Below are 23,771 nucleotides of genomic sequence, written 5' to 3'. Positions count from 1 at the left end.
GGCCGCGTCAGCGACCGGTCTTCGGGGCCTTCCAGCGGGCGATGCCGCGGGCCACCAGGTTCAGGATCATCACGAAGGCGATCAGCGTCAGGGACGCCGCCCACGCGCGGTCGTACGCGGCACCGGCGCCCGCGCTGTTCGCGTACTGCTGGTAGATGTACAGCGGCAGCGACTGCTGGGCCCCTTCGAAGGGGTTGGCGTTGATGAGCGAGTTGCCCCACACCAGGAGCAGCACCGGCGCGGTCTCACCGGCGATACGGGCGATCGCGAGCATGATGCCGGTCGTGATGCCGCCGATGGAGGTCGGCAGGACCACCTTCAGGATCGTGCGCCACTTCGGGATGCCCAGCGCCAGGGACGCCTCGCGCAGCTCGTTCGGGACGAGCTTGAGCATCTCCTCGGTGGAGCGGACGACGACCGGCATCATCAGGATCGCCAGGGCGAGCGAGCCGGCGAAGCCGAAGGGCTCCATGTCGAACATCAGCATGATCGAGAGGATGAACAGACCCGCGACGATCGACGGGATGCCCGTCATGACGTCGACGAAGAAGGTGACGGCCTTGGCGAGCTTCCCGCGCCCGTACTCGACCAGGTAGATCGCGGTCAGCACGCCGATCGGCGCCGCGATCACGGTGGCGAGACCGACCTGCTCCAGGCTGCCGAGGATGGCGTGGTAGATGCCGCCGCCCGGCTCGGAGTCGGCGACCAGGCCCATCGAGTGGGTGAGGAAGTAGAAGTCGAGGACCTTCACACCGCGCGAGATCGTCGACCAGACCAGGGAGACCAGCGGGACGACGGCGAGCAGGAAGGCGACCCAGACCAGCGCGGTGGCGACCCGGTCCTTGGCCTGCCGGCGGCCCTCCACGCGGGCGGCGACGGCGTACGTGCCGAGGACGAACAGGACCCCGGCGATCAGTGCCCACTGGATGCTGCTGTCCAGGCCGGCGGCCGCGCTGATGCCGAGCCCGAGGGCGACGGAGCCGGCGGCGACGGCGTACGGGGTCCACCGGGGGAGGCTGGCGCCGCGCAGGCTGCTGGGGCCCTTGTCGGTGATGACGGCGTTGCTCATGCGTTGGCCCCCGAGTACTCCTTGCGACGCGCGATGATCATGCGGGCCGCGCCGTTGACCAGCAGGGTGATGACGAAGAGGACGAGACCGGAGGCGATCAGCGCGTCCCGGCCCAGCTCGCTGGCCTCACCGAACTTGCTGGCGATGTTCTGGGCGAAGGTGCCGCCGCCCGGGTCGAGCAGGCTGGCCTGGATGTCGAAGCTCGGCGAGAGCACCGTGGCCACGGCCATCGTCTCGCCGAGCGCGCGGCCGAGACCGAGCATGGACGCGGAGATCACGCCGGAGCGGCCGAAGGGGATCACCGCCATGCGGATGACCTCCCAGCGGGTGGCGCCGAGCGCCAGGGCCGCCTCCTCGTGCATCTGCGGGACCTGGCGGAAGACCTCGCGGCTCACGTTGGTGATGATCGGCAGGATCATGATCGCGAGCAGGATGCCGACGGTGAGCATGGAGCGGGGGGCACCGCCCTGCCACTGGAAGATGCCGGTCCAGCCGAGGTAGTCGTCGAGCCAGCCGTACAGGCCGTTCATGTGCGGGACCAGGATCAGGGCGCCCCAGAGGCCGTAGACGATGGACGGCACGGCGGCGAGCAGGTCGATCACGTAGGCGATCGGGCCGCTCAGCCTGCGGGGGGCGTAGTGCGTGAGGAACAGCGCGATGGCGACGGCGATCGGGACGGCGATGGCCATCGCGATGACCGAGGAGACGATCGTGCCGAAGACCAGCACCGCGATGCCGAACTTCGGCGGGACGAGCTGGGTGTTCCACTCGAACGCGGTGAAGAAGTTCGCCTCGTCCTTGCTGATCGCGATCGAGGCGCGGTAGGTGAGGAAGCCGGCGATGGCGGCCATGATCACCAGCAGCAGGATGCCCGAGCCCCGGGAGAGTCCGAGGAAGATCCGGTCACCGGGCCGGGTGGCGCCACGGGCCGCGCGTTTCTGCTCGGCCGGGGTCGGCTGGGAGATGGGTGGAGGTGCGTCTGTTATCTGTGTGGTGTCCATCGGGTTCTCCGGTCTGCTGAGCCGCACGCGGGGTGCGGCTCCTGGCGGCGGTGCACCGGACGGTGCGGTCCGGCCCGTCCCCCGGGACGGGGTCGGGCCGGACCGCACACTCAGGTCAGCTCAGGCCCTCGATGGTGGTGCGGACCTTGGCGATGATGTCGTCGGGGATGGGCGCGTAGTCGTTGTCCGCGAGGACCTTCTGGCCGTCCTCGGAGGCGGTGTAGCGCAGGAACGCCTTGGTGGCGGCCAGGGTGTCGGCCTTGTTGCCCTTGTCGCAGACGATCTCGTACGTCACCAGGACCATCGGGTAGGCACCCTCGGCCTTGGTCGCGTAGTTGAGCTTGAGCGCGAGGTCCGAGCCGGTGCCGACGACCTTGGCGTCGGCGATCGCCTTGGTGGCGTTCTCGACGGTGGGCTCGACCGGGGCGGAGGCGCCGGTGTCGATACTGACCGGCGTGATGCCGTCCTTGGCGTAGGAGAGCTCGAAGTAACCGATGGCGCCGTTGGTCTGCTTCACCTGCTGGGCGACACCGGAGGACTGCGCGGCGGACTGGCCGCCCTTGGCCTGCCAGGTCTTGCCGCCCTCGTAGGGCCAGTCGCTCTTGGCGGTGGCGATGAGGTACTTGGTGAAGTTGTCCGTGGTGCCGGAGTCGTCCGAGCGGTGGAACGCCTGGATCTTCAGGCTGGGCAGCTTGACGCCCGGGTTCAGCTTGGCGATCGCCGGGTCGTTCCAGTTGCTGATCTTGGCGTTGAAGATCTTGGCGATGGTGGGCGCGTCCAGCGTCAGCTTGTCGACACCGGAGATGTTGATGCCGAGGGCGATCGGGCCGCCGACCATCGGCAGGTCGATGCCCTGGCCGCCGGAGCAGACCTTCTTGGAGGCCGTGACCTCTTCGGGCTTCAGCGCGGAGTCGGAACCGGCGAAGGCGACCTGGCCGTTGGTGAACGCGGTGACGCCCGCGCCGGAACCGCCGCCCTTGTAGTTGATCTGCACACCGCAGGTCTGCGTGAACTGCTTGACCCAGGCGTCGATCGCGTTCTTCTGCGCGGAGGAGCCGTCGGCGAGCAGCTGGCCCTTGGCGTCGTCGCACTTGATGTTGCCGGCGGCCGCGGTGGCGGACGCGCCGCCGCCGCTGCTGTCACTCGTGTCGTCGGAGCCGCACGCCGTGAGGGCCAGGGCGCCGGAGACGGCGAGAGCACCGAAGGCGAGGGCCCGCCGGTTCTTGCGCTGAAGCTTCACTTGAGTTCCTTCCGGGAGCCGCCGTCCTGAATCCGGCGGCGTGCGCGAAGTGTGGGAGACACGGATGCGCCTCTTCGGCGCATCACGCATCGCGTAAGGCCGAAATTAGGCAGATCAGGTGAAGGCGCTTATGGCCGGAAGTGAACGAGGGGTGAACCCCTGCGAAAGGTGCGGTGAGGTCACGGGACGCTTACGTCGAGGGCACGGTGTGATTCCGGAACCCACCAGGGAACCCTCACCACCCCAGCCCCGTCTCGTTCCACGGAAGCCGACGAGGCCGACGAAAGGCACGGAAACATGGAACGGCGTACGTTCATCGGAGGCGGCGCGGCCGCGGTCGCTGCGATGGCCACGGCCGCCTGCGACAGCGGCGGCAAGGCCGACGCCGCACAGAGCACCGTCGGCCAGGCCCTCACCTCCCGTACGCCGGCCGCGGCCGCCGCGAACTGGTCGGCCCTCGCGCGCGACCTGGACGGCCCCCTGCTGCGCCCCGGCGACGCGAACTGGTCGACCGCCCGGCAGCTCTACAACACCCGCTTCGACGCGCTGAAGCCGGCCGCGGTGGCGTACGTGGCGCACGCCGACGACATCCGCACCACGCTCGCCTACGCCCGCGCCCACGGCGTCCGGGTGGCGATCCGCAACGGCGGCCACTCCTACGCCGGCTGGTCCTCGGGAAACAACCGGCTGATCGTCGATGTCTCCGAGCTGAACCGCGTCCGCGCCTCGGGCGGCACCGCCGTGGTCGGCGCCGGCGCCAAGCTGATCGACGTCTACCGGGCGCTCACCGCGAAGGGCGTGACGATCCCCGCGGGCTCCTGCCCGACCGTCGGCGTCTCCGGCCTGGTCCTCGGCGGCGGTCACGGCGTGGCCTCCCGGGCCTACGGGCTGACCTGCGACAGCCTCACCCAGGCCACCCTGATCACGGCCGACGGCAAGCAGCTCACCGCGAACGCGACCACCAACAAGGACCTCTTCTGGGCCCTGCGCGGCGCGGGCAACGGCAACTTCGGCGTGGTCACCGAACTGCACTTCAGGACCCACCCGGCCCCGCAGGGCGTGACCGCGTACGCGACCTGGCCGTGGTCCAGGGCCGCCGCCGTGGTGAAGGCCTGGCAGGAGTGGGGTCCCGGCCAGCCCGACGAGATCTGGTCCTCCTGCCACCTGGAGAACGGCGGCTCGCCCTCGGTGGCCGTCGCGGCCTTCTCACTGGGCACCTACGGCGAGCTCCAGAACGCCCTCGACCGCCTGGCCGACCGGGTCAGCTCACCGGCCCGCAGCGTCACCCTCCGGCGGCACTCCTACGAGAGCGCGATGGAGGCGTACGCGGGCTGCTCGTCCTTCTCCACGGACGCCAAGTGCCATCTGCCCGGCTCCACCCCGAACCGCGATCCGCACGGCGCCCTCGGCCGGGAGACCTACGCGGCCCGCTCGGACTTCTTCGACCGCTCGCTGTCCGCGGCCGGCGTCCAGACCCTGCTGCGGCAGATCTCGGCGGCCCGCGGCGGTTCGGGCAGCATCGCCCTGACGGCGCTCGGCGGCGCGGTCAACCGCGTCCCGCCCACGGCCACCGCCTTCGTCCACCGCCGCTCCCGCATGCTGGCCCAGTACATAGCGTCCTGGCGGGCGGGCACGACGGGCACGGCGGCCCAGTCCTGGCTGACGGGCGCCCACGACGCGATGAGGCCCTACGCCTCGGGGGCTGCCTACCAGAACTACACGGACCCGACGCTGAAGGACTGGCGCAAGGCGTACTACGGCGACGCGGCGACGAAGCTCGCCAAGGTGAAGAAGGAGTACGACCCGCAGGGGTTTTTCACGTTCCCCCAGGCGCTGTAGCGGTTCCGGCTAGGCCGCGAGGTCCCGCTCGGAGGCGGCGGCCTCCTGCCGGGCCCCGGGGATCACCGGGGCCCCGGACCTGTTCCCTCGCGCGCGGATCAGCCACGCGCCTTTCGGGGAGCGCTCGACCGCCTTCAGCAGGGGCGTGAGGAGAGCCATCGCGAGCGGCGACAGCAGCAGGGCCACCGCCGTGCCGAGCGCGAACCCGCCGACGACGTCCGTCGGGTAGTGCACCCCCATGTACACCCGGCAGAAGCCCTCCAGCAGCGCCAGCGCGATGCCGACGAGCCCGAACCTCCGGTTGGCCACGAACAGGGCGACCGCCATCGCCATGGTGATGGTCGCGTGGTCGCTCACGAAGGAGTAGTCGGTCTTGCCGGACACCAGGACCTCGATGCCCTCATGGGTCCGGAACGGCCGGGGCCGCTCGACGAACCCCCTTATGGGCACGTTCACCAGGACGGCCAGCGCGGCGGCGAGCGGCGCCCACACCAGCGCGGCCACCGAGGAGGCGGCGTCCTCACCCGCCCGCCGGCGGCCTGCCCACCAGCACCCGAGGATGAGCAGCACCATGCCGAGCAGGATGCCGTACTCCCCGACGTACTCCATGACCCGGTCGAACCAGTGCGGGGCGTCCTTGGCCAGGCCGTTGATGTCGTACAGCAGGTCGACGTCGGGGTTCGACCCGGATTCGGCGAGAACAGCCATGGTGCTGCGGCCCCTTCGTCGTCTTTCCCGGCGTACCCATGTCCGCTCGGCTACGCCCTCAGGAACGCACGGCTCCCGTTAATACGTTCCACACTCCACTGAATGATCACGCAGACGTTATCGAAGAGAGACACATCGCCGCAGCTCAGGGGGTGGGTTTCACGCTCGGTCACACCGTGGTGGGCAACGCTTTCGCGCCATCCTCGGTGACCCGGGTGGCACCGAAGTACTCAGAAGTGTCGATCGGGTCGAACCGGATCACAGCACCCGTTCTCGGGGCGTCGATCATGTATCCGCCGCCCACATAAATCCCCACATGGTGGATGGCGCGCGAGTTGTTGAGGTCCTTGGAGAAGAACACCAGGTCCCCCGGCAGCAGTTCACTTCTGGCCGGATGCGGGCCCGCGTTGTACTGGTCGTTGGCCACGCGCGGCAGCGTGATGCCGACGCTCGCGTACGAGGCCTGCGTGAGCCCCGAGCAGTCGAAGCGGCCGCCCTGCGCGGCGGTTCCGGTCCCGCCCCACAGATAGGGCGTCCCGAGCTTCTTCTGCGCGTAGTAGATGGCGCCGGCGGCCTGCCGGGAGGGATCGACGCGGGTCGTGGGCGCCGCGAAGCTCTCCTCCAGGGTCGTGATGGTCTTCACGTAGTTCTGGGTCTCCTTGTACGGCGGCACGCCCCCGTACTTGATGACCGCGTAGGCGCCCGCGTTGTAGGAGGCGAGCATGTTCTCGGTGAGGTTGCCGGGGACGTCCTTCACGTAGGACGCGAGCGAGCAGTCGTAGGAAGCCGCCGACGGGATCGCGTCGTTGGGGTCCCAGACGTCCTTGTCGCCGTCACCGTCGCCGTCGACGCCGTGCGTGGCCCAGGTCCCCGGGATGAACTGCGCTATCCCCTGCGCCGCCGCGGCGCTCTGGGCCCTCGGGTTGAACCCGCTCTCCTGGTAGAGCTGGGCGGCGAGCAGGGCCGGGTTGATGGCGGGGCAGAGGTTGCCCCACTTCTGCACGAGGGGCTGGTACGCGGCGGGGACGGCCCCCTTGGCCAGGGCCCTGGTGGCTCCGCCCACCCCACCCGCGAGATTGCCCGCGACGACGTACACCCCCACGACGAGGAGCATCACGAAGCTGAGCCCCGCCCCGAGAACGGCGCCCGCAACGAGCCACGCCTTACGCACCGTCAACCGCCCCTCGCCCACTGGGAGTCCGCTCGCGCCAGTCTAGGAGCTTCCCCGAACCGAACCGGGGTACTCGGCGGGGTCGGCGCGAAGATCAGCAGATCGCGTCACGGTAGAGCGCGGCGGCCTCCGCCCCGAGCACCACGCTGTACGACACGTCGGCCGTCAGCCCGCCCTGCTCGTGCCCGCCCAGCACCCCCACGACCTGCCCGTCCCCGTTCACCCATGGACTGCCGCTCGTACCGCCGGTGAAGCCGGGGCACGCGATCCGCTGCTGCGTACGGCTGTGCGCGGTCGGCTTGTTGGTGCAGCCGATCGGCACGTCACGGGAGGAGGGGTAGCCGGTGACGGTGACGGCGGTGGCCCCGGTGGCGGTACCGGTCACGAACGGGTTCCCGCCGACGGCGTTCTGCACCTCCCCCTCCACGGTGGCGAAGGCGACGTCGCTGTCCTCGTCCTGCCCCTCGGCCCATCCCGCGGGCATGAACCGCTTCTGCACCCTCCATCTCCCGTACGGCGCCCTGCCGTCCCGGTAGCCGGGCACGAACACGAGGTCGCCGCTGTCGTCGAGACAGTGCGCGGCGGTGACGACGAGATCCCGGTGCGGGCTGCGGACGACGGAGGCGGTGCAGTGGTGCCGCCCGCCCGCGAACAGGGCCCCCACCCGGGCGTTCACCGCACTCGCGGCGGCGACGGTCGTCACCCCGAAGGGCCCCGCCCCGTCGTCGGCGACCGCCTCGGAGGCCGAGGTGACGGTGAGCAGCACGACGGCGGCGTGGAGAGCGAGACGTGGCATGCGCTTCACGGAAGTCAGCATTCCGCACGAAGGTGAGAATCGCGTCAAGCCCGGCACCCCGGAGCGCGAACCTCGACGCCGGGGCCGGTCCCGCTCCGACACGGCGACCAAGGGCCTCCCCGTCGCGCTCCCCCGCCGCCACCAGCGGCGCCCGAAGGGCGACCCCGGCCGGCCGCAGACCGCCCTGTACCACCACACCGACCCATCCCCCCGCCCGGCGAGCCCACCTCAGCCCAGCACCTCGCCCGCCCACGCCGACTGCACCCGCCCCGCACAGACGCCGCTACCGCGCCCACGCCAGCCCCACATCCGAGCGAACACACCGCTACCGCGCTCCCGCCGAACAGCAAGCCCACCCCTCCCGCCCCGCAGCCCGCCCAGCGCCAGCAGCCCCGCACCCGCACTCGCCCCCGCACACCCCGGCGTCCGACCACCCGTGCCTCCCCGACACCACCACGCCCAGCCCTGCCGAACCGCGCCGCCCCACCCCTTCACCAGATGGCCCGCCCCGCCGTATGGATCCCGTCCCCCGGGGCAGCCGAGCCTCGACGACGTTGTCCGGGAGGCTGGTGTGTTCGACGGGTTCGAGCTGACGTGGTGCGAGGGCGACGACGGCGTCCGGCTGCGCGTACGGCACGGCGGCAGCGGCCCGGCCGTACTGCTCCTGCACGGCCACCCCCGCACGCACGCCACCTGGCACCGCGTCGCCCCGCTGCTGGCCGCGGCCGGCCACACCGTCGTCTGCCCCGATCTGCGCGGCTACGGCCGCTCCGACAAGCCCGCGACCGACGCGGAGCACCGTCCGTACTCCAAGCGCGCCATGGCCGGCGACTGCCTCGCGGTCATGCGCCGGCTCGGGCACGAGCGGTTCGCGGTCGTCGGGCACGACCGGGGCGCGTACGTGGCGACCCGGCTCGCCCTGGACCACCCCGAGGCCGTGTCCGCCGTCAGCGTGCTGGACGCGATCCCCATCGGGGAGGCCCTGCGCCGCTGCGACGCCGGTTTCGCCGCGAGCTGGTGGCACTGGTTCTTCCTGGGCCAGACGGCCAAACCCGCCGAACGCGTCATCAACGCCGACCCCGACGCCTGGTACACGGCCACGTCCGAGCAGATGGGCGCCGAGGCGTACGAGGACTTCCGGCAGGCGATCCACGACCCGGCCACCGTGCACGCCATGTGCGAGGACTACCGGGCCGGCCTCGGCGTCGACCGCGAGCACGACGACGCCGACCGGCGGGCCGGCCGCCGCATCGACTGCCCGCTCCAGGTCCTGTGGGCCACGCGCGACGACATGGAGGACCTCTACGGCGACGTGCTGGCCGTCTGGCGCGACTGGGCGACCACCCCTCCGGAGGGCGGCCCGATCGAGTCCGGACACCACATGGCCGAGGAGGCGCCGGAGGCACTCGCCGGCGCCCTGCGCTCGTTCTGGGAGACCACCGGCCACACCACCAGCTGAACGGGAGGACGGTCAAGCCGTGGCCATCCCCCGCCCATCCGCGCACCATCGGTCAGCAATCCCCCAACACCCCTGAGTAAGGCGGAAGTCAGGATTCCGTCACCCGTCTTGTTGTCACGTACTCAACAAGAGGATGGTCGTCGCGGGTCGCCGCCCCCACCGGGAACCTCACCGGTGGTCCCCCCTCCGCAGGCCTCTGCCCACCACTCCCAGGAGGCTGTACGTTGCGTACGTCCATCCCCGGTTCCCCCCACGCCCGCCTGAGACGGCACCGCGCCGGCTCCGCCGCGGCCGCCGCCGCCCTCGTCCTCGCCGGTCTCGGCACCGCCGCGCACGCCGACGCGGCCACCCCCCACAGGGTGAGCAGCAAGGCCGTCGCGGCCGCTGTCGCCCAGGCACACGTGACCTACGAGAGCGCCTGTGCCGCCACCCCGAAGAAGGGCTACGCCACCTGCGACGCCCTGCGCGTCACCGGCGGCACCACCGCCTTCCAGGAGGAGCAGGCCGCGAAGAAGGGCACCAGCCCCGCGACCGTCTCCCCCGAGGCGTCCTCCGCCACTCCGACCGGCTACGGCCCGAGCGACCTCCGGTCCGCCTACGGCCTGACCGCCGCATCCGCGAACAACGGCTCCGGCCAGACGGTCGCCGTCGTCGACGCCTACGACGACCCCGACGCCGAGGCCGACCTGGCCACCTACCGGTCGTACTACGGCCTCCCGGCCTGCACCACCGCCAACGGCTGCTTCAAGAAGGTCAGCCAGACCGGCTCCACGACCTCCCTCCCCACCGCCGACAGCGGCTGGGCCGGAGAGATCTCCCTCGACCTCGACATGGTCTCCGCCATCGCCCCCAACGCCCACATCGTGCTGGTCGAGGCGAAGTCGTCGAGCATGGCCAACCTCGGCACCGCGGTGAACGAGGCCGTGAAGCTGGGCGCCAGGTTCGTCTCCAACTCCTACGGCGGCTCCGAGTCCTCCGCCGACAGCTCCTACGACTCCGCCTACTTCAACCACCCCGGCGTCGCCATCACCGTCTCCGCGGGCGACGCGGGCTACGGCGCCGAGTACCCGGCCGCCTCCAAGTACGTCACCGCGGTCGGCGGCACCAGGCTGTCCGCCTCCGCGACCACCCGCGGCTGGACCGAGAGCGTCTGGAGGACCAGCTCCACCGAGGGCACCGGCTCCGGCTGCTCCGCCTACGACACCAAGCCGACCTGGCAGACCGACACCGGCTGCACCAGGCGCATGATTTCGGACGTCTCCGCCGTCGCCGACCCGGCCACCGGCGTCTCCGTCTACGACTCCTACGGCGCCGACGGCACCGGCTGGAACACCTACGGGGGCACCAGCGCCTCCGCCCCCATCATCGCGTCGGTGTACGCCCTCGCGGGCACTCCGGGCAGCAGCGACTACCCGGCCCGGTACCCCTACGGGCACACCTCCGCCCTCAACGACGTGACCTCCGGCACCAACGGCTCGTGCTCCACGAGCTACTTCTGCACCGCCCGGACGGGCTACGACGGCCCGACCGGTCTGGGTACGCCGGAGGGAGTGACCGCCTTCACCGGCTGACTCTCCGTCAACACACGGGCCGCGGACTCCCTGCCGCGGCCCGTTCGTCATAGGGGTGGCCCTCCGGGTTAGCCTTCACCCGCAGAACATCGGTGCCAGAAGCGCCGCAGGTCGTAAGAGGGGTCAACGACGGAACCACACGACAGGTTCCGCTCCGACCTCATTGCCCGGCGTAACCTGCCGTGATACACAGAGTGACCAGACAGTCATTCGTACGAAACCCGCCAATCAATGACGCCAAGTCGACATACGACGGCGGAATTGTCGGCGACAATGATGCCTGACCTCTGCGCACACGCAGGGGAGACGGAACTACCCACCAGGGGCGGTGACTTACATGCTCTTTGCGGCCGACAAGGGAGACATCAACACCATCATCGGCGGGATCGCTCCGGACTGGGGACCCTTCGGGGCACTGGGGACCGAGGCGAAGACGATGATCCAGGTCGTCATGGCGGTCGCCATCCTGCTCTGCCTCGGCATCGCCATCTGGGGCGCCGCCAAGCAGCGGATCGGCGCCACCGCCCTGCGGGACACCTTCAGCGCGGAACAGGGCAAGGGCCTGATCATCGCGGGCCTGACCGGCGTCTTCATCATCGGATCGCTGGGCACACTCTTCACCATCGTGTACGGCATGGCCGTATAGCCGCCGCGTCCGGTCGACGCACCTCCGGTCCGGCCGGGCGCGCCCGGTCCCCCCTCTACCCCACCCGTCCGCAGTGCCCACCGGCTGAGGTTGCGTTCCCCCGATGTCTCCGATCGCTTCGATGACTCCGATGACTCTGATGCCGAGTCACCACACCGCGCCCGCGCGGGAACCAGCACGGCTACCGTCGTACTCCTACGCGTTTGCCCGCACTTTCCCGCACCACGTCGAGGGGGCGTAAGCGGCATGAGTCTCGGAGACGACCAGGAGGGCTCCGGAGGTTACGGCGGCACCGGCCAGACCCGCACCCATCTGCCGGGCGGCCCCGACGTGTACGGCGGCGCCCGCCGCTCCGGCCGCTCGTCCTCCCGAAGCCTGGTCACCGTGGTCGGCGTCGTCGTCCTCCTGATCGCCGCCATCGCCTTCGCGAACCGCGGAGGAGACGATTCCTCCTCATCGGCGGACACGGCGGGCAGTCAGCCGGACGTCACGGCGACGGCCCCCAGCGGCACCAAGCCGGTGCGGTCCACCCCGGGCGTCATCCCGGCGGGGTACGCGCACGACGCGCAGGGAGCGCAGAGCGCGGCGGCGAACTACGCGGTGGCGCTCGGCTCCGCCGGCATGTTCGACAAGACCCAGCGCGACGCCATCCTCCAGGCCGTCGTCGCCCCCACGCGCGTGGCCGAGTTCCGGTCGAGACTGGACCGGGCCTACACCCCGGCCCTCAACAAGACCGTCGGCCTGAACGACGACGGCTCCACACCCGCCGGGTACACGTTCGTCTCCCGTACGAATCCCATCGGCACCAAGGTCACCGCGTCCGCGCAGGACAACGTGACCGTCGAGGTCTGGTGCAGCGGTCTGCTCGGCATGGCGGGCGAGAACTCCACGAACCCCGTCACCAACAGCTGGTTCACCACCACGATGCAGCTCGAGTGGACCAACGGCGACTGGAAGATCGTGACCCAGTCCCAGAAGGACGGCCCCGCGCCCGTCCCCGCCGACGAAAAGGCCTCCAGCGCTGACGAAATGGCAACCGCCGTCCAGGAGTACGGAGGCTTCACCTATGCCCGGTAGCCAGCGCCTCGCACTCAAGGTCGCCGCCGCGGTCGCCACCGTGCAGACCGCCGCCGTGCTGCTCGCCACCCGCGCCGCGGCGGCACCCACGCCCACGCCGACCCCCAGCGGGTCCGCCGACAACTGCAGCCTTCTGTCGGGCCAGGCCAAGCAGATCTGCGAGGGCGACTCCTCGGGCGGCTCCTCCGGCGGCTCCCCGTCCCTGGACCCCGCCTCCACCCTCGACCCCATGTCCTCCCTCGCCAGGAGCTGCGCCAAGGCCGCCGCCTGGACCATCGACAAGCTCAGCGAGGCCGTGAAGGAGACCGCGAACGTCGACTTCACCAACCAGAAGTTCCTCCAGCAGTACGCCGTCGTCTTCGCCGCGTCGACCATCCTCACCCTCCTCCTGTGGCTGCTCGCGGTCGCCAAGCGCGCGGTGCGAGGCGTCCCCCTCACCACCGCCATCAGCGAGGCGATCGGGTTCCTCTGGCTGACCGTCCTCGCGTCCGCCTTCACCCCCCTCATCCTCTACACCGTCGTCTCCGCCACGGACGGCGTCTCGGAGGTCCTCGCCAAGGCCACCGGCGACCAGACCGACACCTTCTTCGGCACCTTCTCCGGCGCCCTGGAGAAGGGAAACGACATCGGCGGCGGCCCGATCATGCTCATCGTCGTGTCCCTCGTGAGCATCCTCGCCGCCGGCGTCCTGTGGCTGGAGCTCGTCATCCGCGCCGCCCTGCTCTACGTCGGCGCCCTCCTCGGGACCGTCGTCTACGCCGGCCTCGTCGACAAGAACCTCTGGGGCCACGTCCGCCGCTGGGCCGGCATCATGATCGCCGTCATCCTGGTCAAACCGGTGATCGTCATCGTCCTCGGCCTCGCCGGCGCGCTCTCCTCCGACGACGGCCCCGACGCCTTCTCCGCGGTCGTCTCCGGGCTCGCCATCATCCTGCTCGCCATCTTCGCCAGCGCGATGATCTACCGTTTCGTCCCCGGCTTCGGCGACGAGATCGCCGGCTCCCGCAACAACCGCATCATGCAGAACGCCGAGGGCAAGGCCGCCGCGGTCATCAGCTCCCCGGCCACCCTGGTCGCCCAGGGCATCAAGACCCACAGCTCCCGGGCCGACAGCAACGGTCAGGCCTCCGGAGGCTCGGGCGCCCGCCCGAGCAACCCGGCGTCCGGCGGAGTCGCCGCCCACAGCTCGCGCACCCCGAACGGAGGCGGCGGATCTGTCCCCTCCGCCGCTCCCGCTCCCCGCGCCGGCAGTCCGGTGAACACCCCGCACGCCGGCAACACCCGCAACGGCAGCAACAGCACAGGAGGTGACGGGCGTTGACGACCGAGTCCCACGTGTCGCATACGGTCACGCCCCGCCGTACATATCTCATCGGCCGCGCCCGGCCGAACGCGATCGTCGGCCGCAACCGTGAGACCGGCGAGATCGCGCTCATCATCGTGGGCGCGTTCCTCGGCATGATGTGCGGGCTCCTCGTCCCGGTCCTGTCCCTGCGCATCGTCCTGCTGATGGGCTTCCCGCTGCTCGCGCTGGCCGCGGTCTACGTGCCGTACAAGCGCCGCACGTTCTACAAGTGGTTCGAGATCAACCGCAGTTACAAGCGCACCCTGCGCCAGGGCACCACCTACCGCTCCCCGGTGATGGAGGCCGGCACCCACATCGACGGCCGCGAGGTCGAGGTCGGCCCGCCGCCCGGCATCGGCCGGATCAACTGGCTCGCCGCCCCCTTCGGGCCCGACGAGATCGCCGTCCTGCTGCACGCGGACCGGCGTACCGTCACCGCGGCCATCGAGATCGAGGGCCCCGGCGTCGGCCTGCGCGACTCCGAGGACCAGGAAGCCCTCGTCGACCGCTTCGGCACCCTCCTCAAGCACGTGGCCAACGGCGACGGCTTCGTCACCCGCCTCCAGATGCTCGCCCGCACCCTGCCCGCCGACCCCGACGCCCACGCCAAGGACGTCGCGATGCGCGGGGACGACAAGGCGCTGCCCTGGCTCCAGACGTCGTACGACCAACTCCAGTCGATGGTGTCCACCAGCAGCGAGCAGCACCGCGCCTACCTCGTCGCGTGCATGCACTACACCCGGGAACTGGCCGCGGAGGCGCACGCGATGGCGCGGGCCGCCCGCCCGCAGAACGGCCGCAGACTGGACAAGGACGCGGGCCTCGCGGTCGTCATGGCGCGCGAGCTGACCGACATCTGCTCGCGCCTCCAGGAGGCCGACATCCGGGTGCGCCAGCCCCTCGGCCAGGGCCGGCTGGCCTCGCTGATCCACTCCATGTACGACCCCGACCACCCCATCGACCACATCCAGGCGATGACCAAGCGCAACGCCTGGCCGGCCGAACTCGACGCCATGGAACCGACGTTCCTCCAGGCGAAGACCCGGGAGTCCTCCACCCGCGCGCCCTGGTGCCACGCCACCGCCTGGGTGAAGGAGTGGCCGATGACCCCCGTCGGCGTCAACTTCCTCGCCCCGCTCCTCGTCCACACCCCGGACGTCATCCGCACGGTCGCCGTCACGATGGACCTCGAACCCACCGAGATCGCCATCGAGCGCATGCTCACCGAGAAGACCAACGACGAGGCCGAGGCGTCCCGGGCCGCCAAGATGAACCGGACCGTCGACCCCCGCGACATCGCCGCCCACAACCGGCTCGACCAGCGCGGCGAGGACCTCGCGAGCGGCGCGGCCGGGGTCAACCTGGTCGGCTACATCACCGTCTCCTCCCGGACCCCCGAGGCGCTGGCCCGCGACAAGCGGACCATCCGGGCCTCGGCCGGGAAGTCGTACCTGAAACTGGAGTGGTGCGACCGCGAGCACCATCGCGCCTTCGTGAACACGCTTCCGTTCGCCACCGGCATTCGAAGGTAGGGGCAAAAGCATGCGGGATCCGCTGTCCGTCCTCTCCGACGCCTTCACGTCCTTCCTCTTCGGAAAGGTCGAGACGACCCGCCTGCCGGTCCGCACCTCCACCGGCCAGGCACAGGCGGTCTACCTCCCGACCGCGGCACCGGGTCTCGGCGACTCGGGCGTGATCATCGGCCGGGAGGTGTACTCCGGCAAGGGCTACATCTACGACCCCTTCCAGCTCTACGGCCAGCAGCTCCCGGCCCCGCACTGGCTGGTCCTGGGCGAGTCCGGAAACGGCAAGTCGGCGCTGGAGAAGACCTATGTCCTGCGCCAGTTGCGCTTCCGCGACCGCCAGGTCGTCGTCCTCGACGCCCAGGGCGAGGACGGCGTCGGCGAATGGAACCTCATCGCGCAGGAGTTGGGGATAACTCCCATCCGCCTGGACCCCATGGCCGCCCTGGACATGGGGATCCGCCTCAACCCGCTCGACCCGGCGATCACCACGACCGGTCAGCTCGCCCTGCTGCGGACCATCATCGAGGTCGCGATGGGCCACGGCCTCGACGAGCGCTCCGGCTTCGCCCTGAAGGTCGCGCACGCCTACGTCAACGAGACGATCGTCGAACGCCAGCCGATCCTCACGGACATCGTGGAGCAGCTGCGGCATCCCGAGCCCGAGTCGGCCGAGGCGATGAACGTCGACATAGAGGACGTCCGCGCGTGGGGCCTCGACGTCGCCCTGGTCCTGGACCGTCTGGTCGACGGTGACCTGCGGGGCATGTTCGACGGCCCGACCACGGTCGGCATCGACCTGGACGCGCCGCTGATCGTCTTCGATTTGTCCCACATCGACCGCAACTCCATCGCCATGCCCATCCTCATGGCGATCGTCGGAGTTTGGCTGGAACACACCTGGATCCGCCCCGACCGGAAGAAGCGCATCTTCCTCGTCGAGGAGGCCTGGCACATCATCAACAGCCCCTTCGTGGCCCAGCTCTTCCAGCGCCTGCTGAAGTTCGGCCGCCGGCTCGGCCTGTCCTTCGTGGCGGTGGTCCACCACCTGTCCGACGTGGTGGACGGAGCGGCCGCGAAGGAGGCCGCGGCGATCCTCAAGATGGCCTCCACCAGGACGATCTACGCCCAGAAGGCCGACGAGGCACGGGCGACCGGCCGGGTCCTCGGCCTGCCCCGCTGGGCCGTGGAGATCATCCCCTCCCTCACCCCCGGCATCGCCGTCTGGGACGTCAACGGCAATGTCCAGGTGGTCAAGCACCTGGTCACCGAGACCGAACGCCCCTTGGTCTTCACCGACCGCGCGATGACCGAGTCCTCCAGCGACCTCACCGACGACGCCCTGCGCGCCGCGGAGCTGGAGGCGGAGGAGCGGGCGGCGGCCTTCGTGGAACAGCACATGGGCGACTCCGAGTCGACGGTGGCGTAGGGGGGCGGGCAGTGGTGAGACCGGACGACCGCCGGCAGGGCGGTCAGGGAGGCCAGGGAGGCGTCCCGGACGGCCTGTTGGTCGGCATACTCGCCTTCCTCCTCGGCACGACCGTGCTGGTCTGGACGGCGACGGGCCTGGCGGGCCTGTTCGCCCACGGCGGCTGGCCCGAGGGCGTCACCTTCACCCGCACGCCCCTCGCCATGCGCCACCTCGTCGGCCACCCCCAGGACGTCCCCGGCGCCTGGCCCGACACCCCCGCCGGCCAACTCTCCGGATACGGCCTGGTCTGGGGCCTGTTCATCGGCGAGCTGCTCATCCTGATCGTCCTGACGATCTTCGTGATGGGCACCCTGGCCCGCTGGCGCGCGGTCCGCGCGAGGACGAGGGCGGAGAAACTGGCGGCCCGGGAACGGCACGCGACCCGAGAGCCGGTCCACGAGGTACCGGCCCATGACGTACCCGCTCACGAGGTCCCGATCCCGAGACCGGCTCCGGAGCCACAGCCACAGCCGACCGCAGCCTCCCTCTCCGGGTTCCCGCAGACGCCCACGGCGAGCAACCCGATGGCACTCCCACAGCCCAGCGAGCCACCAGCCGTGACGCCGACCGCTGCCGAGCTGCCCGCTTCTCTGTCCAAGGGCGAGGTGGGCGGGTGGGAAACGTCTCGCACCGAAGGCGCGGTCCTCTACGCCCCAGCGGCAACGCGCCACTCCACCGCCACCCGGACCATCAGGGACGCGGAGGGCCCCGCCCTCGTCATCACCTCGAACCCGGCCGTCTGGCAGGACACCAAGGACGCCCGGGCCAAACTCGGCCCGGTCCACGTCTACGACCCCACCCACCTCTGCGACACCCCGGCCCGCCTCCACTGGTCCCCCACCAGCGGCTGCGAGACCAAGGAGACGGCCAAGGCGAGAGCACGGGCCCTGCTCGCCCCCGTCCGCCCCACCGCGAGGATCGACCAGGCCGTGGCCGACGCGGCCGAAACGCTCCTGCGCAGCTACCTCCACGCGGCGGCCGTCGAGTCCCGCACCATCCGCCACGTCCACCGCTGGTGCCAGGGCACCGGGGTCCAGGACGCCGTGAAGACCCTCCGCACCCACCCGAAGGCGGCCCCCGGCTCGGCCGGTGAACTCGAGGCCGCCCTCACCGCGCACCCCGAACGCCGGGACATCGCCCAGGAGTTGATCAGCCGGGCCCTGGCGGCCCTCTTCACGGTCAACATCCGCGAGGCATGCACTCCCAACCGAAATGATGCCCTCGCCTTGGATTCCTTCGTCGACGAAGGGGGCACGCTTTATGTGGTCGGTGAATCCATCGAGGACCCCAGGACGAACCCGGGCGCGATGCCCCTCCTGACGGCCCTCGCCTCAAGCGTGGTCGAGCGTGGCCGGCGCATGGCCGAACGGTCATCCTCCGGTCGCCTCGACCCACCACTGACCCTCGTCCTGGACGACATCGCAGCCGTGGCCCCGCTCCCCCAGTTGCCGGAGCTGCTGGCCGCCGGAGCGGACCGCGGGCTGCCCACCCTGGCCCTGCTCAGATCCCGCGAACAGGCCCGCACCCGCTGGCCGGACGCGGACCTCCCGGCGTAGCGCTCAGAAGTCGTACGCGGCCCAGTCGACGACCGGCACATAGCCGAGCCGCCGGTAGAGGGCGTTGCTGGTGGGGTTGGCCGCGTCCGTGAACAGCACCACATGCTCGGCGCCCGCCGCCAGCGCGGCCCGGCTCACCTCGGCGGTCACGGCACCCGCGTACCCGCGGCCCCGCAGCCGGGCCGGCGTGTACACGGGGTCCACCTGCACCAGGCCCGCGACCATCGGGTTGGCGCCCGCCATGGAGACGGGCGTGCCGTCCGGGGTCTCCCAGAACGTGTAGCTCTTGTCGGCGAAGCGGGTACGGGCCCAGGTGCCGGCGTCGATGGTGACGGCCTCCCCCACGTCCGCGGCGAACCCCCGGCACAGCTCCATGAGTTGCTCGCGGTCCCGCTCCTCCACGGGCCGCCCCCGCCCCGCCGGGAACGGCTCCGGCGGCACGAGCGTGCCGAGGCGGTGCAGACGGAGCCGGACCCGCACCCGCGAGCCGGCCCCCGTGTGCCGCCGCCACGCCTCGGCGAAGACGGCGGCGGTCCCCTCGTCCGCGCTGATCGAGGGCACCGAGTGGCCGAGCGCCACCAGCTGGGCGGCGAGGGCGTCGGCCTGCTCGGCGGTCAGCGGAGTCAGCCCCAGTCCGCGCCGAGGAGAGAGCCGGTAGAAGACGGCGTGCACCTCACCCGCCCGCTCCAGCACACCGAAGACGGCGTCCTCGGCGCCGTACACGGCAGCCCCGCGGGCGCGCAGTCGCGCGGTCCACGTCAGCGGCATGATGTGCGCGACCGGGCGTGAGCGCAGGAACTCCCCGGCCCGGGCGAGAAAGTCGTCGATGTCCTCGGTGAGGTACCAGTCGTCTGAGTGCATGCCTCATGATCCCCGCCGGCCGCCCCAGGAGTCAGACGCGCTCCAGCGCGAACTCCAGCTCGGACTGCCCCGGAGCCGCCGTCAGCGGCACGACGACACCCGTGGGCTCGAACCCCGCCTTGCGGTAGAACCGCTGCGCCCGTCCGTTGTCCTCGTGCACGATCAGTCGCACCCGCTCGGCCCCGTGCGCCCACGCCCACTCCACGGCCGCGTCGAACAGCACGTCGGTGAGCCCGCTCCCGCGCTCCTCGGGCCGTACGAACACCCCGACGAGGTGCCCCTGCTTCCGCTCGACCGGGAACCCGGCCCAGTCGGTCGTCCCGGGCTCCTCCAGCAGCACGGTCACCGTCCCGACCCACCGCCCGTCCGGCGCCTCGGCGATGACCGTCTGGGCCCCGTCCGCCCCCTCGGCGCCCTTGGCCGTGCGCTCCCGCCAGTACGAGTCGGGCCGCGCGACGGCCTCGTCGTAGGTCTCCATGAAGGCGAGGTGCGCGACCGGATCCCGAAGTGCGGCGAGCCGCAACTCCCTGGCGGCGGGCCACTCGTCGGCGCGGACGGACCGGATCACGTAGCTCATACGGGCCACAGTAGTACCCGAGTACTACCCGCCTCACCTGGAATACTGCCCGCGGTCCGACGCCCGCCGCCCCCGCTCGCACGAGCATCGGAGCATGATTACGGCACAGGACCTCACCAAACGCTACGGCGACAAGACCGCGGTCGCCGACCTGTCCTTCACGGTCCGCCCGGGCACCGTCACCGGCTTCCTCGGCCCGAACGGCGCCGGCAAGTCCACCACCATGCGCCTGATCCTCGGCCTGGACGCCCCCACCCACGGCCACGCCACCGTCGGCGGCCGCGCCTACGCCGCCCACCCCGCGCCCCTCACCGAGGTCGGCGCCCTCCTGGAGGCCCGCTCGGTCCACCCCGGCCGCACCGCCCATCACCACCTGCGCGCCCTCGCCCACACCCACGGCATCCCCCGCGCCCGCGTCGACCAGGTCCTGGACCTCACCGGCCTGACCGAGGTCGCCCACCGCAGGGTCAGGGGCTTCTCCCTCGGCATGGGCCAACGCCTGGGCATCGCGGCCGCGTTGCTCGGCGACCCGGCCGTCCTCGTCCTCGACGAACCGGTCAACGGCCTCGACCCCGAGGGCGTCCTGTGGATCCGCAACCTCCTCAAGTCCCTAGCTGCGGAGGGCCGTACGGTCCTCGTCTCCTCCCACCTGATGAGCGAGACGGCCCTCACCGCCGACCACCTGGTCATCATCGGCCGCGGCCGCCTCCTCGCCGACACCACCGTCGACGACTTCGTACGACGGTCCGGCGCGGGCACGGTCAAGGTCGTCACCCCGGAGGCCGCCACCCTCGTACGGCTGCTCGCCGCCCCCGGGGTCGAGGCGGTGCCGACCGCCCCCGAGACCCTGGAGGTCCGCGGCACCGACGCCCGCCACATCGGCCGCACGGCGGCCGCCCACGCCGTCCCCCTCTACGAACTCACCCCCAACCAGGTCTCCCTGGAGGAGGCGTTCATGGAACTCACCCGCGATTCGGTCGAGTTCACGACGGTCCTGGAAGGAGCGACGCCATGACCGCCACGACGCTGCCCTACCGGGTCACCCCGGCCCGAGTCCTGCGCTCGGAGTGGCACAAGCTCTGGACCCTGCGCTCCACCTGGATCACCCTCGTCGCCACCGGCGCCCTCACCGTCGCCATGGGGGTGGGCATCAGCGCCGCCTACGACCGGAGCGACGCCGCTCACATGGACACGGTCGTACTCGTCCTCCTGGGCACCCAGTTCGCCCAGCTCAACCTCGGGGTGCTGGGCATCCTCTGCACCGCGGGCGAGTACTCGACCGGCCAGATCCGCGCCACGATGACCGCGGTCCCCACCCGGCTGCCCGTCCTGTGGTCGAAGGCCGCGGTCCTCGCCACGATCGCCTTCGTCCTCAGCCTGTGGACGAACCTCCTCACCTTCCCGCTCGCCCAGTCCTTCCTCGCCGGCACCGAGCACGAGGCCGCCCTCGGGGACCCGGGCGTCCTGCGCGCCCTCACCGCCAACGCGGCCGGCCTCGCCCTCCTCACCGTCCTCGCCCTGGGCCTCGGCGCCCTGGCCCGCTCGGTGCCGATCGCGACGGGCGCCTTCATCGGCCTGGTCATGATCCTCCCGGAGGTGCTGGCCATGCTGCCGTACGACCTCGTCGACGACGCCGTACGCCACTTCCCGGGCCGCGCCCTGGAGACCCTCACCACCGCGGACACGGCATCCTCGGGAAGCGCCCTGCTGGCCATGTCCCTGTGGGCGGCGGCCTCCCTGGCGGCGGCCGCGGTGGCCCTGAAGCGACGGGACGTCTGACGGATGACGGCGAAAGCCCTCACCATGGACCCCGTGACGGAAGAGCGGACGCCACGGGCGGCGGAGGAACGGATCACGGAACCCCTCACCGACCACGTCCAGCGCGTCACCAAGCGGGTACGCGCCTTCGACCGCCGCCACCCGCTCCTGTGGGACCTCCACCTGACCGGCTTCTGGGTGACGGCCGCCCTCATCGACTACTACGGCGACGGCTGGCACAACGTCGCCCGCGACACCGACCTGCCGGGCGGCCTGGTCCTCGCGCTCAGCCTCGGCCTGTCCGTCCCCCTCCTGTGGCGCCGCAGCCACCCCCGCACGGTCCTCCTCGCCCTCACCCCGTTCGCCCTGGTCAACGCCTGGACCGGCGCCGCCCTCCAAGCGGCCCTGCTCCACACGCTGATCGTCTTCCACATCGCCCTGCGCCGCCCCCACCGCTCCCTGTGGTGGGCCCTGGCCGTCGTCCTCGCCCCGACCACCGTGCTCGCCGTACGACACCCCCAGGGCGGCGCGGACCAGGACCTCTTCCCGGCCCTGCTGACCTTCGTCTCGGCGGCGGCCATCGGCATCACGGTCCGCACCCGCCGCAACCACACAGAGGCCCTGGAGGACCGCGCCCGCCGCCTGGAGATCGAACGCGACCAGCAGGCCCGCCTCTCCGCCGCCGCCGAACGCGCCCGCATAGCCCGGGAGATGCACGACATCATCGGCCACAACCTGTCCGTCATCACGGGCCTGGCCGACGGCGGCCGCTACGCCGCCCGCAAGTCCCCCGACCGCGCGGCCGAAGCCCTCACCGCCATCTCCACGACCAGCCGCCAGGCCCTGACCGAGCTCCGGCGCCTTCTGGACGTCCTGCGCGAGGAGGACCACCCGGAAGCCGCGCTGGCCCCCCAGCCGGCCCTCTCGGACCTCGGCCACCTCATCGACGGCGTCCGCAGCGCGGGCCTCCCCGTCCACACGGAGGTCCACGGCACCCCGAGCCTCCCCCCGGGCCGCCAGCTCACCGTCTACCGAGTCGTCCAGGAAGCCCTCACCAACACCCTCAAACACGCCGGACCGGGCGCCACGGCGACCGTCGAGATGTCCTACGACAAGGGCGGCGCCGTCACCGTCACGGTCACCGACACCGGCCGCGGAGGCCCCCCGAACGGCACCGACGGCCGGGGACTTCCCGGCATGCGCGAACGAACGTCCCTGTACGGCGGCACACTTGAGGCCGGCCCACGCCCACACCCCGAACGAGGCTGGCGCGTCAGCCTCCACCTCCCGGAGGAAACCCCGCAGTGACCACCGTCCTGATCGCCGACGACCAGCCCCTCCAGCGCCTGGGCTTCCGCATGCTGCTGGAGAGCCAGGACGACCTGACGATCCTCGGCGAGGCGGCCAACGGCACCGAGGCGGTCCGCATGACGGCCGAGCTGCACCCCGACGTGGTGCTGATGGACGTCCGAATGCCCGGCCTGGACGGCATCGAGGCCACCCGCCGGATCACCGCCACCGGCGACCGCACCCGTGTCCTCATCCTCACGACCTTCGACCTCGACGAGTACGCCTACGCCGGCCTCCGCGCCGGAGCCTCGGGCTTCCTCGTCAAGGACGCCCAGCCGGAGGACCTCCTGTCCGGCATCCGCGCGGTCGCGACCGGCGACGCGGTGGTGGCCCCGAGCCTGACCCGACGGCTCCTCGACGCGTACGCCCACCACCTGCCGACGGGAACCCCGGCCGCGGAACCCGATGACCCCCGCCTGGCACATCTCACCGACCGGGAGCGCGAAATCCTGACGGTCATCGGCAAAGGCTGGACGAACACGGAGATAGCCACCCGCCTGCACCTGGCGGAGTCGACCGTGAAAACCCATGTGGGCCGTGTCCTCGCCAAGACCGGCTCCCGGGACCGCATCCAGGCCGTGATCCTGGCGTACGAAACAAAGCTGGTGAAATAGCCTGAACGCAGAAAACCCCCGTGCCGAACGGCACGGGGGTTTTCTCAAAAATTGTTCGGCGGTGTCCTACTCTCCCACAGGGTCCCCCCTGCAGTACCATCGGCGCTGTAAGGCTTAGCTTCCGGGTTCGGAATGTAAC

21 protein-coding genes and 1 rRNA gene are annotated in these 23,771 nt (G+C 71.2%); 13 read left to right on the top strand and 9 right to left on the bottom strand.

The window, feature by feature from the left end; translation table 11 throughout:
* Positions 1 to 7: 7 nt before the first annotated feature.
* The 3 genes from pstA to pstS form a co-directional block, all read right to left on the bottom strand.
* Positions 8 to 1,069: a phosphate ABC transporter permease PstA gene (gene pstA / locus ACIQJT_RS41345; RefSeq protein WP_402650631.1), complete on the bottom strand. Its 1,062-nt coding sequence runs from the start codon at positions 1,067 to 1,069 to the stop codon at positions 8 to 10.
* On the bottom strand, positions 1,066 to 2,070 hold the full coding sequence (pstC, locus tag ACIQJT_RS41340; protein ID WP_365452584.1) for a phosphate ABC transporter permease subunit PstC: 1,005 nt from the start codon (positions 2,068 to 2,070) through the stop codon (positions 1,066 to 1,068). The genes pstA and pstC overlap by 4 nt, the downstream gene beginning before the upstream one ends.
* 115 nt (positions 2,071 to 2,185) lie before the next feature.
* A complete protein-coding gene (gene pstS / locus ACIQJT_RS41335; protein ID WP_402650630.1) occupies positions 2,186 to 3,310 on the bottom strand; it encodes a phosphate ABC transporter substrate-binding protein PstS in 1,125 nt (374 codons plus the stop codon).
* A 297-nt stretch (positions 3,311 to 3,607) separates the two neighbouring features.
* Here pstS and ACIQJT_RS41330 point away from each other — a divergent pair, with 297 nt between their 5' ends.
* Positions 3,608 to 5,149: an FAD-binding oxidoreductase gene (locus ACIQJT_RS41330; protein ID WP_402650629.1), complete on the top strand. Its 1,542-nt coding sequence runs from the start codon at positions 3,608 to 3,610 to the stop codon at positions 5,147 to 5,149.
* 9 nt (positions 5,150 to 5,158) lie between these two features.
* Here the strand turns inward: ACIQJT_RS41330 and ACIQJT_RS41325 are convergent, their stop codons facing one another.
* From ACIQJT_RS41325 to ACIQJT_RS41315, 3 genes are all read right to left on the bottom strand, one after another.
* A complete protein-coding gene (locus tag ACIQJT_RS41325) occupies positions 5,159 to 5,857 on the bottom strand; it encodes a phosphatase PAP2 family protein (RefSeq protein ID WP_402650628.1) in 699 nt (232 codons plus the stop codon).
* Positions 5,858 to 6,026: 169 nt separating this feature from the next.
* A complete protein-coding gene (locus ACIQJT_RS41320) occupies positions 6,027 to 7,034 on the bottom strand; it encodes a bifunctional lytic transglycosylase/C40 family peptidase (protein ID WP_365452513.1) in 1,008 nt (335 codons plus the stop codon).
* An 88-nt stretch (positions 7,035 to 7,122) separates the two neighbouring features.
* Entirely contained in the window at positions 7,123 to 7,824 is a 702-nt protein-coding gene (locus ACIQJT_RS41315; RefSeq protein WP_365452515.1) for a serine protease, read from the bottom strand.
* A 571-nt stretch (positions 7,825 to 8,395) separates the two neighbouring features.
* Between ACIQJT_RS41315 and ACIQJT_RS41310 the strand changes: the two genes are divergently transcribed.
* The 8 genes from ACIQJT_RS41310 to ACIQJT_RS41275 all read left to right on the top strand — a co-directional run bounded on the left by ACIQJT_RS41310 (position 8,396) and on the right by ACIQJT_RS41275 (position 18,472).
* Positions 8,396 to 9,283 (top strand): alpha/beta fold hydrolase, encoded by an 888-nt coding sequence (locus tag ACIQJT_RS41310; RefSeq protein WP_402650627.1) that lies wholly within the window; start codon positions 8,396 to 8,398, stop codon positions 9,281 to 9,283.
* A gap of 224 nt (positions 9,284 to 9,507) precedes the next feature.
* Positions 9,508 to 10,854, top strand: coding sequence for a peptidase S8 (locus tag ACIQJT_RS41305; RefSeq protein WP_402650626.1), 1,347 nt, complete (start codon positions 9,508 to 9,510; stop codon positions 10,852 to 10,854).
* A 337-nt stretch (positions 10,855 to 11,191) separates the two neighbouring features.
* The gene (locus tag ACIQJT_RS41300) at positions 11,192 to 11,500 is read left to right on the top strand and encodes a hypothetical protein (protein WP_007383036.1); all 309 of its coding nucleotides are present in this window, start codon (positions 11,192 to 11,194) and stop codon (positions 11,498 to 11,500) included.
* Between the two features lie 246 nt (positions 11,501 to 11,746).
* Positions 11,747 to 12,577, top strand: coding sequence for a hypothetical protein (locus ACIQJT_RS41295; protein ID WP_365452521.1), 831 nt, complete (start codon positions 11,747 to 11,749; stop codon positions 12,575 to 12,577).
* Entirely contained in the window at positions 12,567 to 13,898 is a 1,332-nt protein-coding gene (locus ACIQJT_RS41290; protein WP_365452523.1) for a hypothetical protein, read from the top strand. The genes ACIQJT_RS41295 and ACIQJT_RS41290 overlap by 11 nt, the downstream gene beginning before the upstream one ends.
* Positions 13,895 to 15,454 carry an SCO6880 family protein gene (locus ACIQJT_RS41285; protein ID WP_053852840.1) on the top strand — a complete coding sequence of 520 codons (1,560 nt, stop codon included), beginning with the start codon at positions 13,895 to 13,897 and terminating at the stop codon, positions 15,452 to 15,454. The genes ACIQJT_RS41290 and ACIQJT_RS41285 overlap by 4 nt, the downstream gene beginning before the upstream one ends.
* A gap of 10 nt (positions 15,455 to 15,464) precedes the next feature.
* The gene (locus tag ACIQJT_RS41280; protein WP_053852841.1) at positions 15,465 to 16,874 is read left to right on the top strand and encodes an ATP-binding protein; all 1,410 of its coding nucleotides are present in this window, start codon (positions 15,465 to 15,467) and stop codon (positions 16,872 to 16,874) included.
* 14 nt (positions 16,875 to 16,888) lie between these two features.
* Complete coding sequence (locus tag ACIQJT_RS41275) at positions 16,889 to 18,472, top strand: type VI secretion protein (RefSeq protein WP_402650636.1); 1,584 nt, start codon at positions 16,889 to 16,891, stop codon at positions 18,470 to 18,472.
* A 3-nt stretch (positions 18,473 to 18,475) separates the two neighbouring features.
* On the opposite strand, the gene ACIQJT_RS41270 is transcribed toward ACIQJT_RS41275, so the two are convergent.
* Together ACIQJT_RS41270 and ACIQJT_RS41265 are read right to left on the bottom strand one after the other, a co-directional pair.
* Positions 18,476 to 19,333, bottom strand: a complete 858-nt coding sequence (locus ACIQJT_RS41270) for a GNAT family N-acetyltransferase (protein WP_402650625.1) — start codon at positions 19,331 to 19,333, stop codon at positions 18,476 to 18,478.
* Between the two features lie 31 nt (positions 19,334 to 19,364).
* Positions 19,365 to 19,910: a GNAT family N-acetyltransferase gene (locus tag ACIQJT_RS41265; RefSeq protein ID WP_402650624.1), complete on the bottom strand. Its 546-nt coding sequence runs from the start codon at positions 19,908 to 19,910 to the stop codon at positions 19,365 to 19,367.
* A 94-nt stretch (positions 19,911 to 20,004) separates the two neighbouring features.
* On the opposite strand from ACIQJT_RS41265, the gene ACIQJT_RS41260 reads away from it, so the two are divergent.
* The 4 genes from ACIQJT_RS41260 to ACIQJT_RS41245 are packed head-to-tail and all read left to right on the top strand — an operon-like array spanning position 20,005 to position 23,632.
* Positions 20,005 to 20,925: an ABC transporter ATP-binding protein gene (locus ACIQJT_RS41260; RefSeq protein WP_402650623.1), complete on the top strand. Its 921-nt coding sequence runs from the start codon at positions 20,005 to 20,007 to the stop codon at positions 20,923 to 20,925.
* A complete protein-coding gene (locus ACIQJT_RS41255; RefSeq protein WP_402650622.1) occupies positions 20,922 to 21,689 on the top strand; it encodes an ABC transporter permease in 768 nt (255 codons plus the stop codon). The genes ACIQJT_RS41260 and ACIQJT_RS41255 overlap by 4 nt, the downstream gene beginning before the upstream one ends.
* A gap of 24 nt (positions 21,690 to 21,713) precedes the next feature.
* Positions 21,714 to 22,976 (top strand): histidine kinase, encoded by a 1,263-nt coding sequence (locus tag ACIQJT_RS41250; protein ID WP_402650635.1) that lies wholly within the window; start codon positions 21,714 to 21,716, stop codon positions 22,974 to 22,976.
* Entirely contained in the window at positions 22,973 to 23,632 is a 660-nt protein-coding gene (locus ACIQJT_RS41245) for a response regulator transcription factor (RefSeq protein ID WP_053852369.1), read from the top strand. Before ACIQJT_RS41250 ends, ACIQJT_RS41245 begins: the two co-directional genes overlap by 4 nt.
* 53 nt (positions 23,633 to 23,685) lie before the next feature.
* Here the strand turns inward: ACIQJT_RS41245 and rrf are convergent.
* A 5S ribosomal RNA gene (gene rrf, locus ACIQJT_RS41240) occupies positions 23,686 to 23,771 on the bottom strand; the annotation flags it as partial.

The organism is Streptomyces sp. NPDC091972 (assembly GCF_044756385.1).
Lineage (GTDB): Bacteria > Actinomycetota > Actinomycetes > Streptomycetales > Streptomycetaceae > Streptomyces.
Note: the sequence above shows the minus strand (reverse complement) of the source record. Positions and strands in the feature narration are given on the sequence as shown.

Coding starts and splice junctions, on each gene's coding strand:
- ACIQJT_RS41255 (WP_402650622.1), top strand. CDS start 20,922: ATGACCGCCACGACGCTGCCCTACCGGGTCACCCCGGCCCGAGTCCTG.
- ACIQJT_RS41315 (WP_365452515.1), bottom strand. CDS start 7,824: ATGCCACGTCTCGCTCTCCACGCCGCCGTCGTGCTGCTCACCGTCACC.
- ACIQJT_RS41270 (WP_402650625.1), bottom strand. CDS start 19,333: ATGCACTCAGACGACTGGTACCTCACCGAGGACATCGACGACTTTCTC.
- pstA (WP_402650631.1), bottom strand. CDS start 1,069: ATGAGCAACGCCGTCATCACCGACAAGGGCCCCAGCAGCCTGCGCGGC.
- ACIQJT_RS41265 (WP_402650624.1), bottom strand. CDS start 19,910: ATGAGCTACGTGATCCGGTCCGTCCGCGCCGACGAGTGGCCCGCCGCC.
- ACIQJT_RS41300 (WP_007383036.1), top strand. CDS start 11,192: ATGCTCTTTGCGGCCGACAAGGGAGACATCAACACCATCATCGGCGGG.
- ACIQJT_RS41325 (WP_402650628.1), bottom strand. CDS start 5,857: ATGGCTGTTCTCGCCGAATCCGGGTCGAACCCCGACGTCGACCTGCTG.
- ACIQJT_RS41290 (WP_365452523.1), top strand. CDS start 12,567: ATGCCCGGTAGCCAGCGCCTCGCACTCAAGGTCGCCGCCGCGGTCGCC.
- pstC (WP_365452584.1), bottom strand. CDS start 2,070: ATGGACACCACACAGATAACAGACGCACCTCCACCCATCTCCCAGCCG.
- ACIQJT_RS41330 (WP_402650629.1), top strand. CDS start 3,608: ATGGAACGGCGTACGTTCATCGGAGGCGGCGCGGCCGCGGTCGCTGCG.
- ACIQJT_RS41260 (WP_402650623.1), top strand. CDS start 20,005: ATGATTACGGCACAGGACCTCACCAAACGCTACGGCGACAAGACCGCG.
- ACIQJT_RS41280 (WP_053852841.1), top strand. CDS start 15,465: ATGCGGGATCCGCTGTCCGTCCTCTCCGACGCCTTCACGTCCTTCCTC.
- ACIQJT_RS41250 (WP_402650635.1), top strand. CDS start 21,714: ATGGACCCCGTGACGGAAGAGCGGACGCCACGGGCGGCGGAGGAACGG.
- ACIQJT_RS41295 (WP_365452521.1), top strand. CDS start 11,747: ATGAGTCTCGGAGACGACCAGGAGGGCTCCGGAGGTTACGGCGGCACC.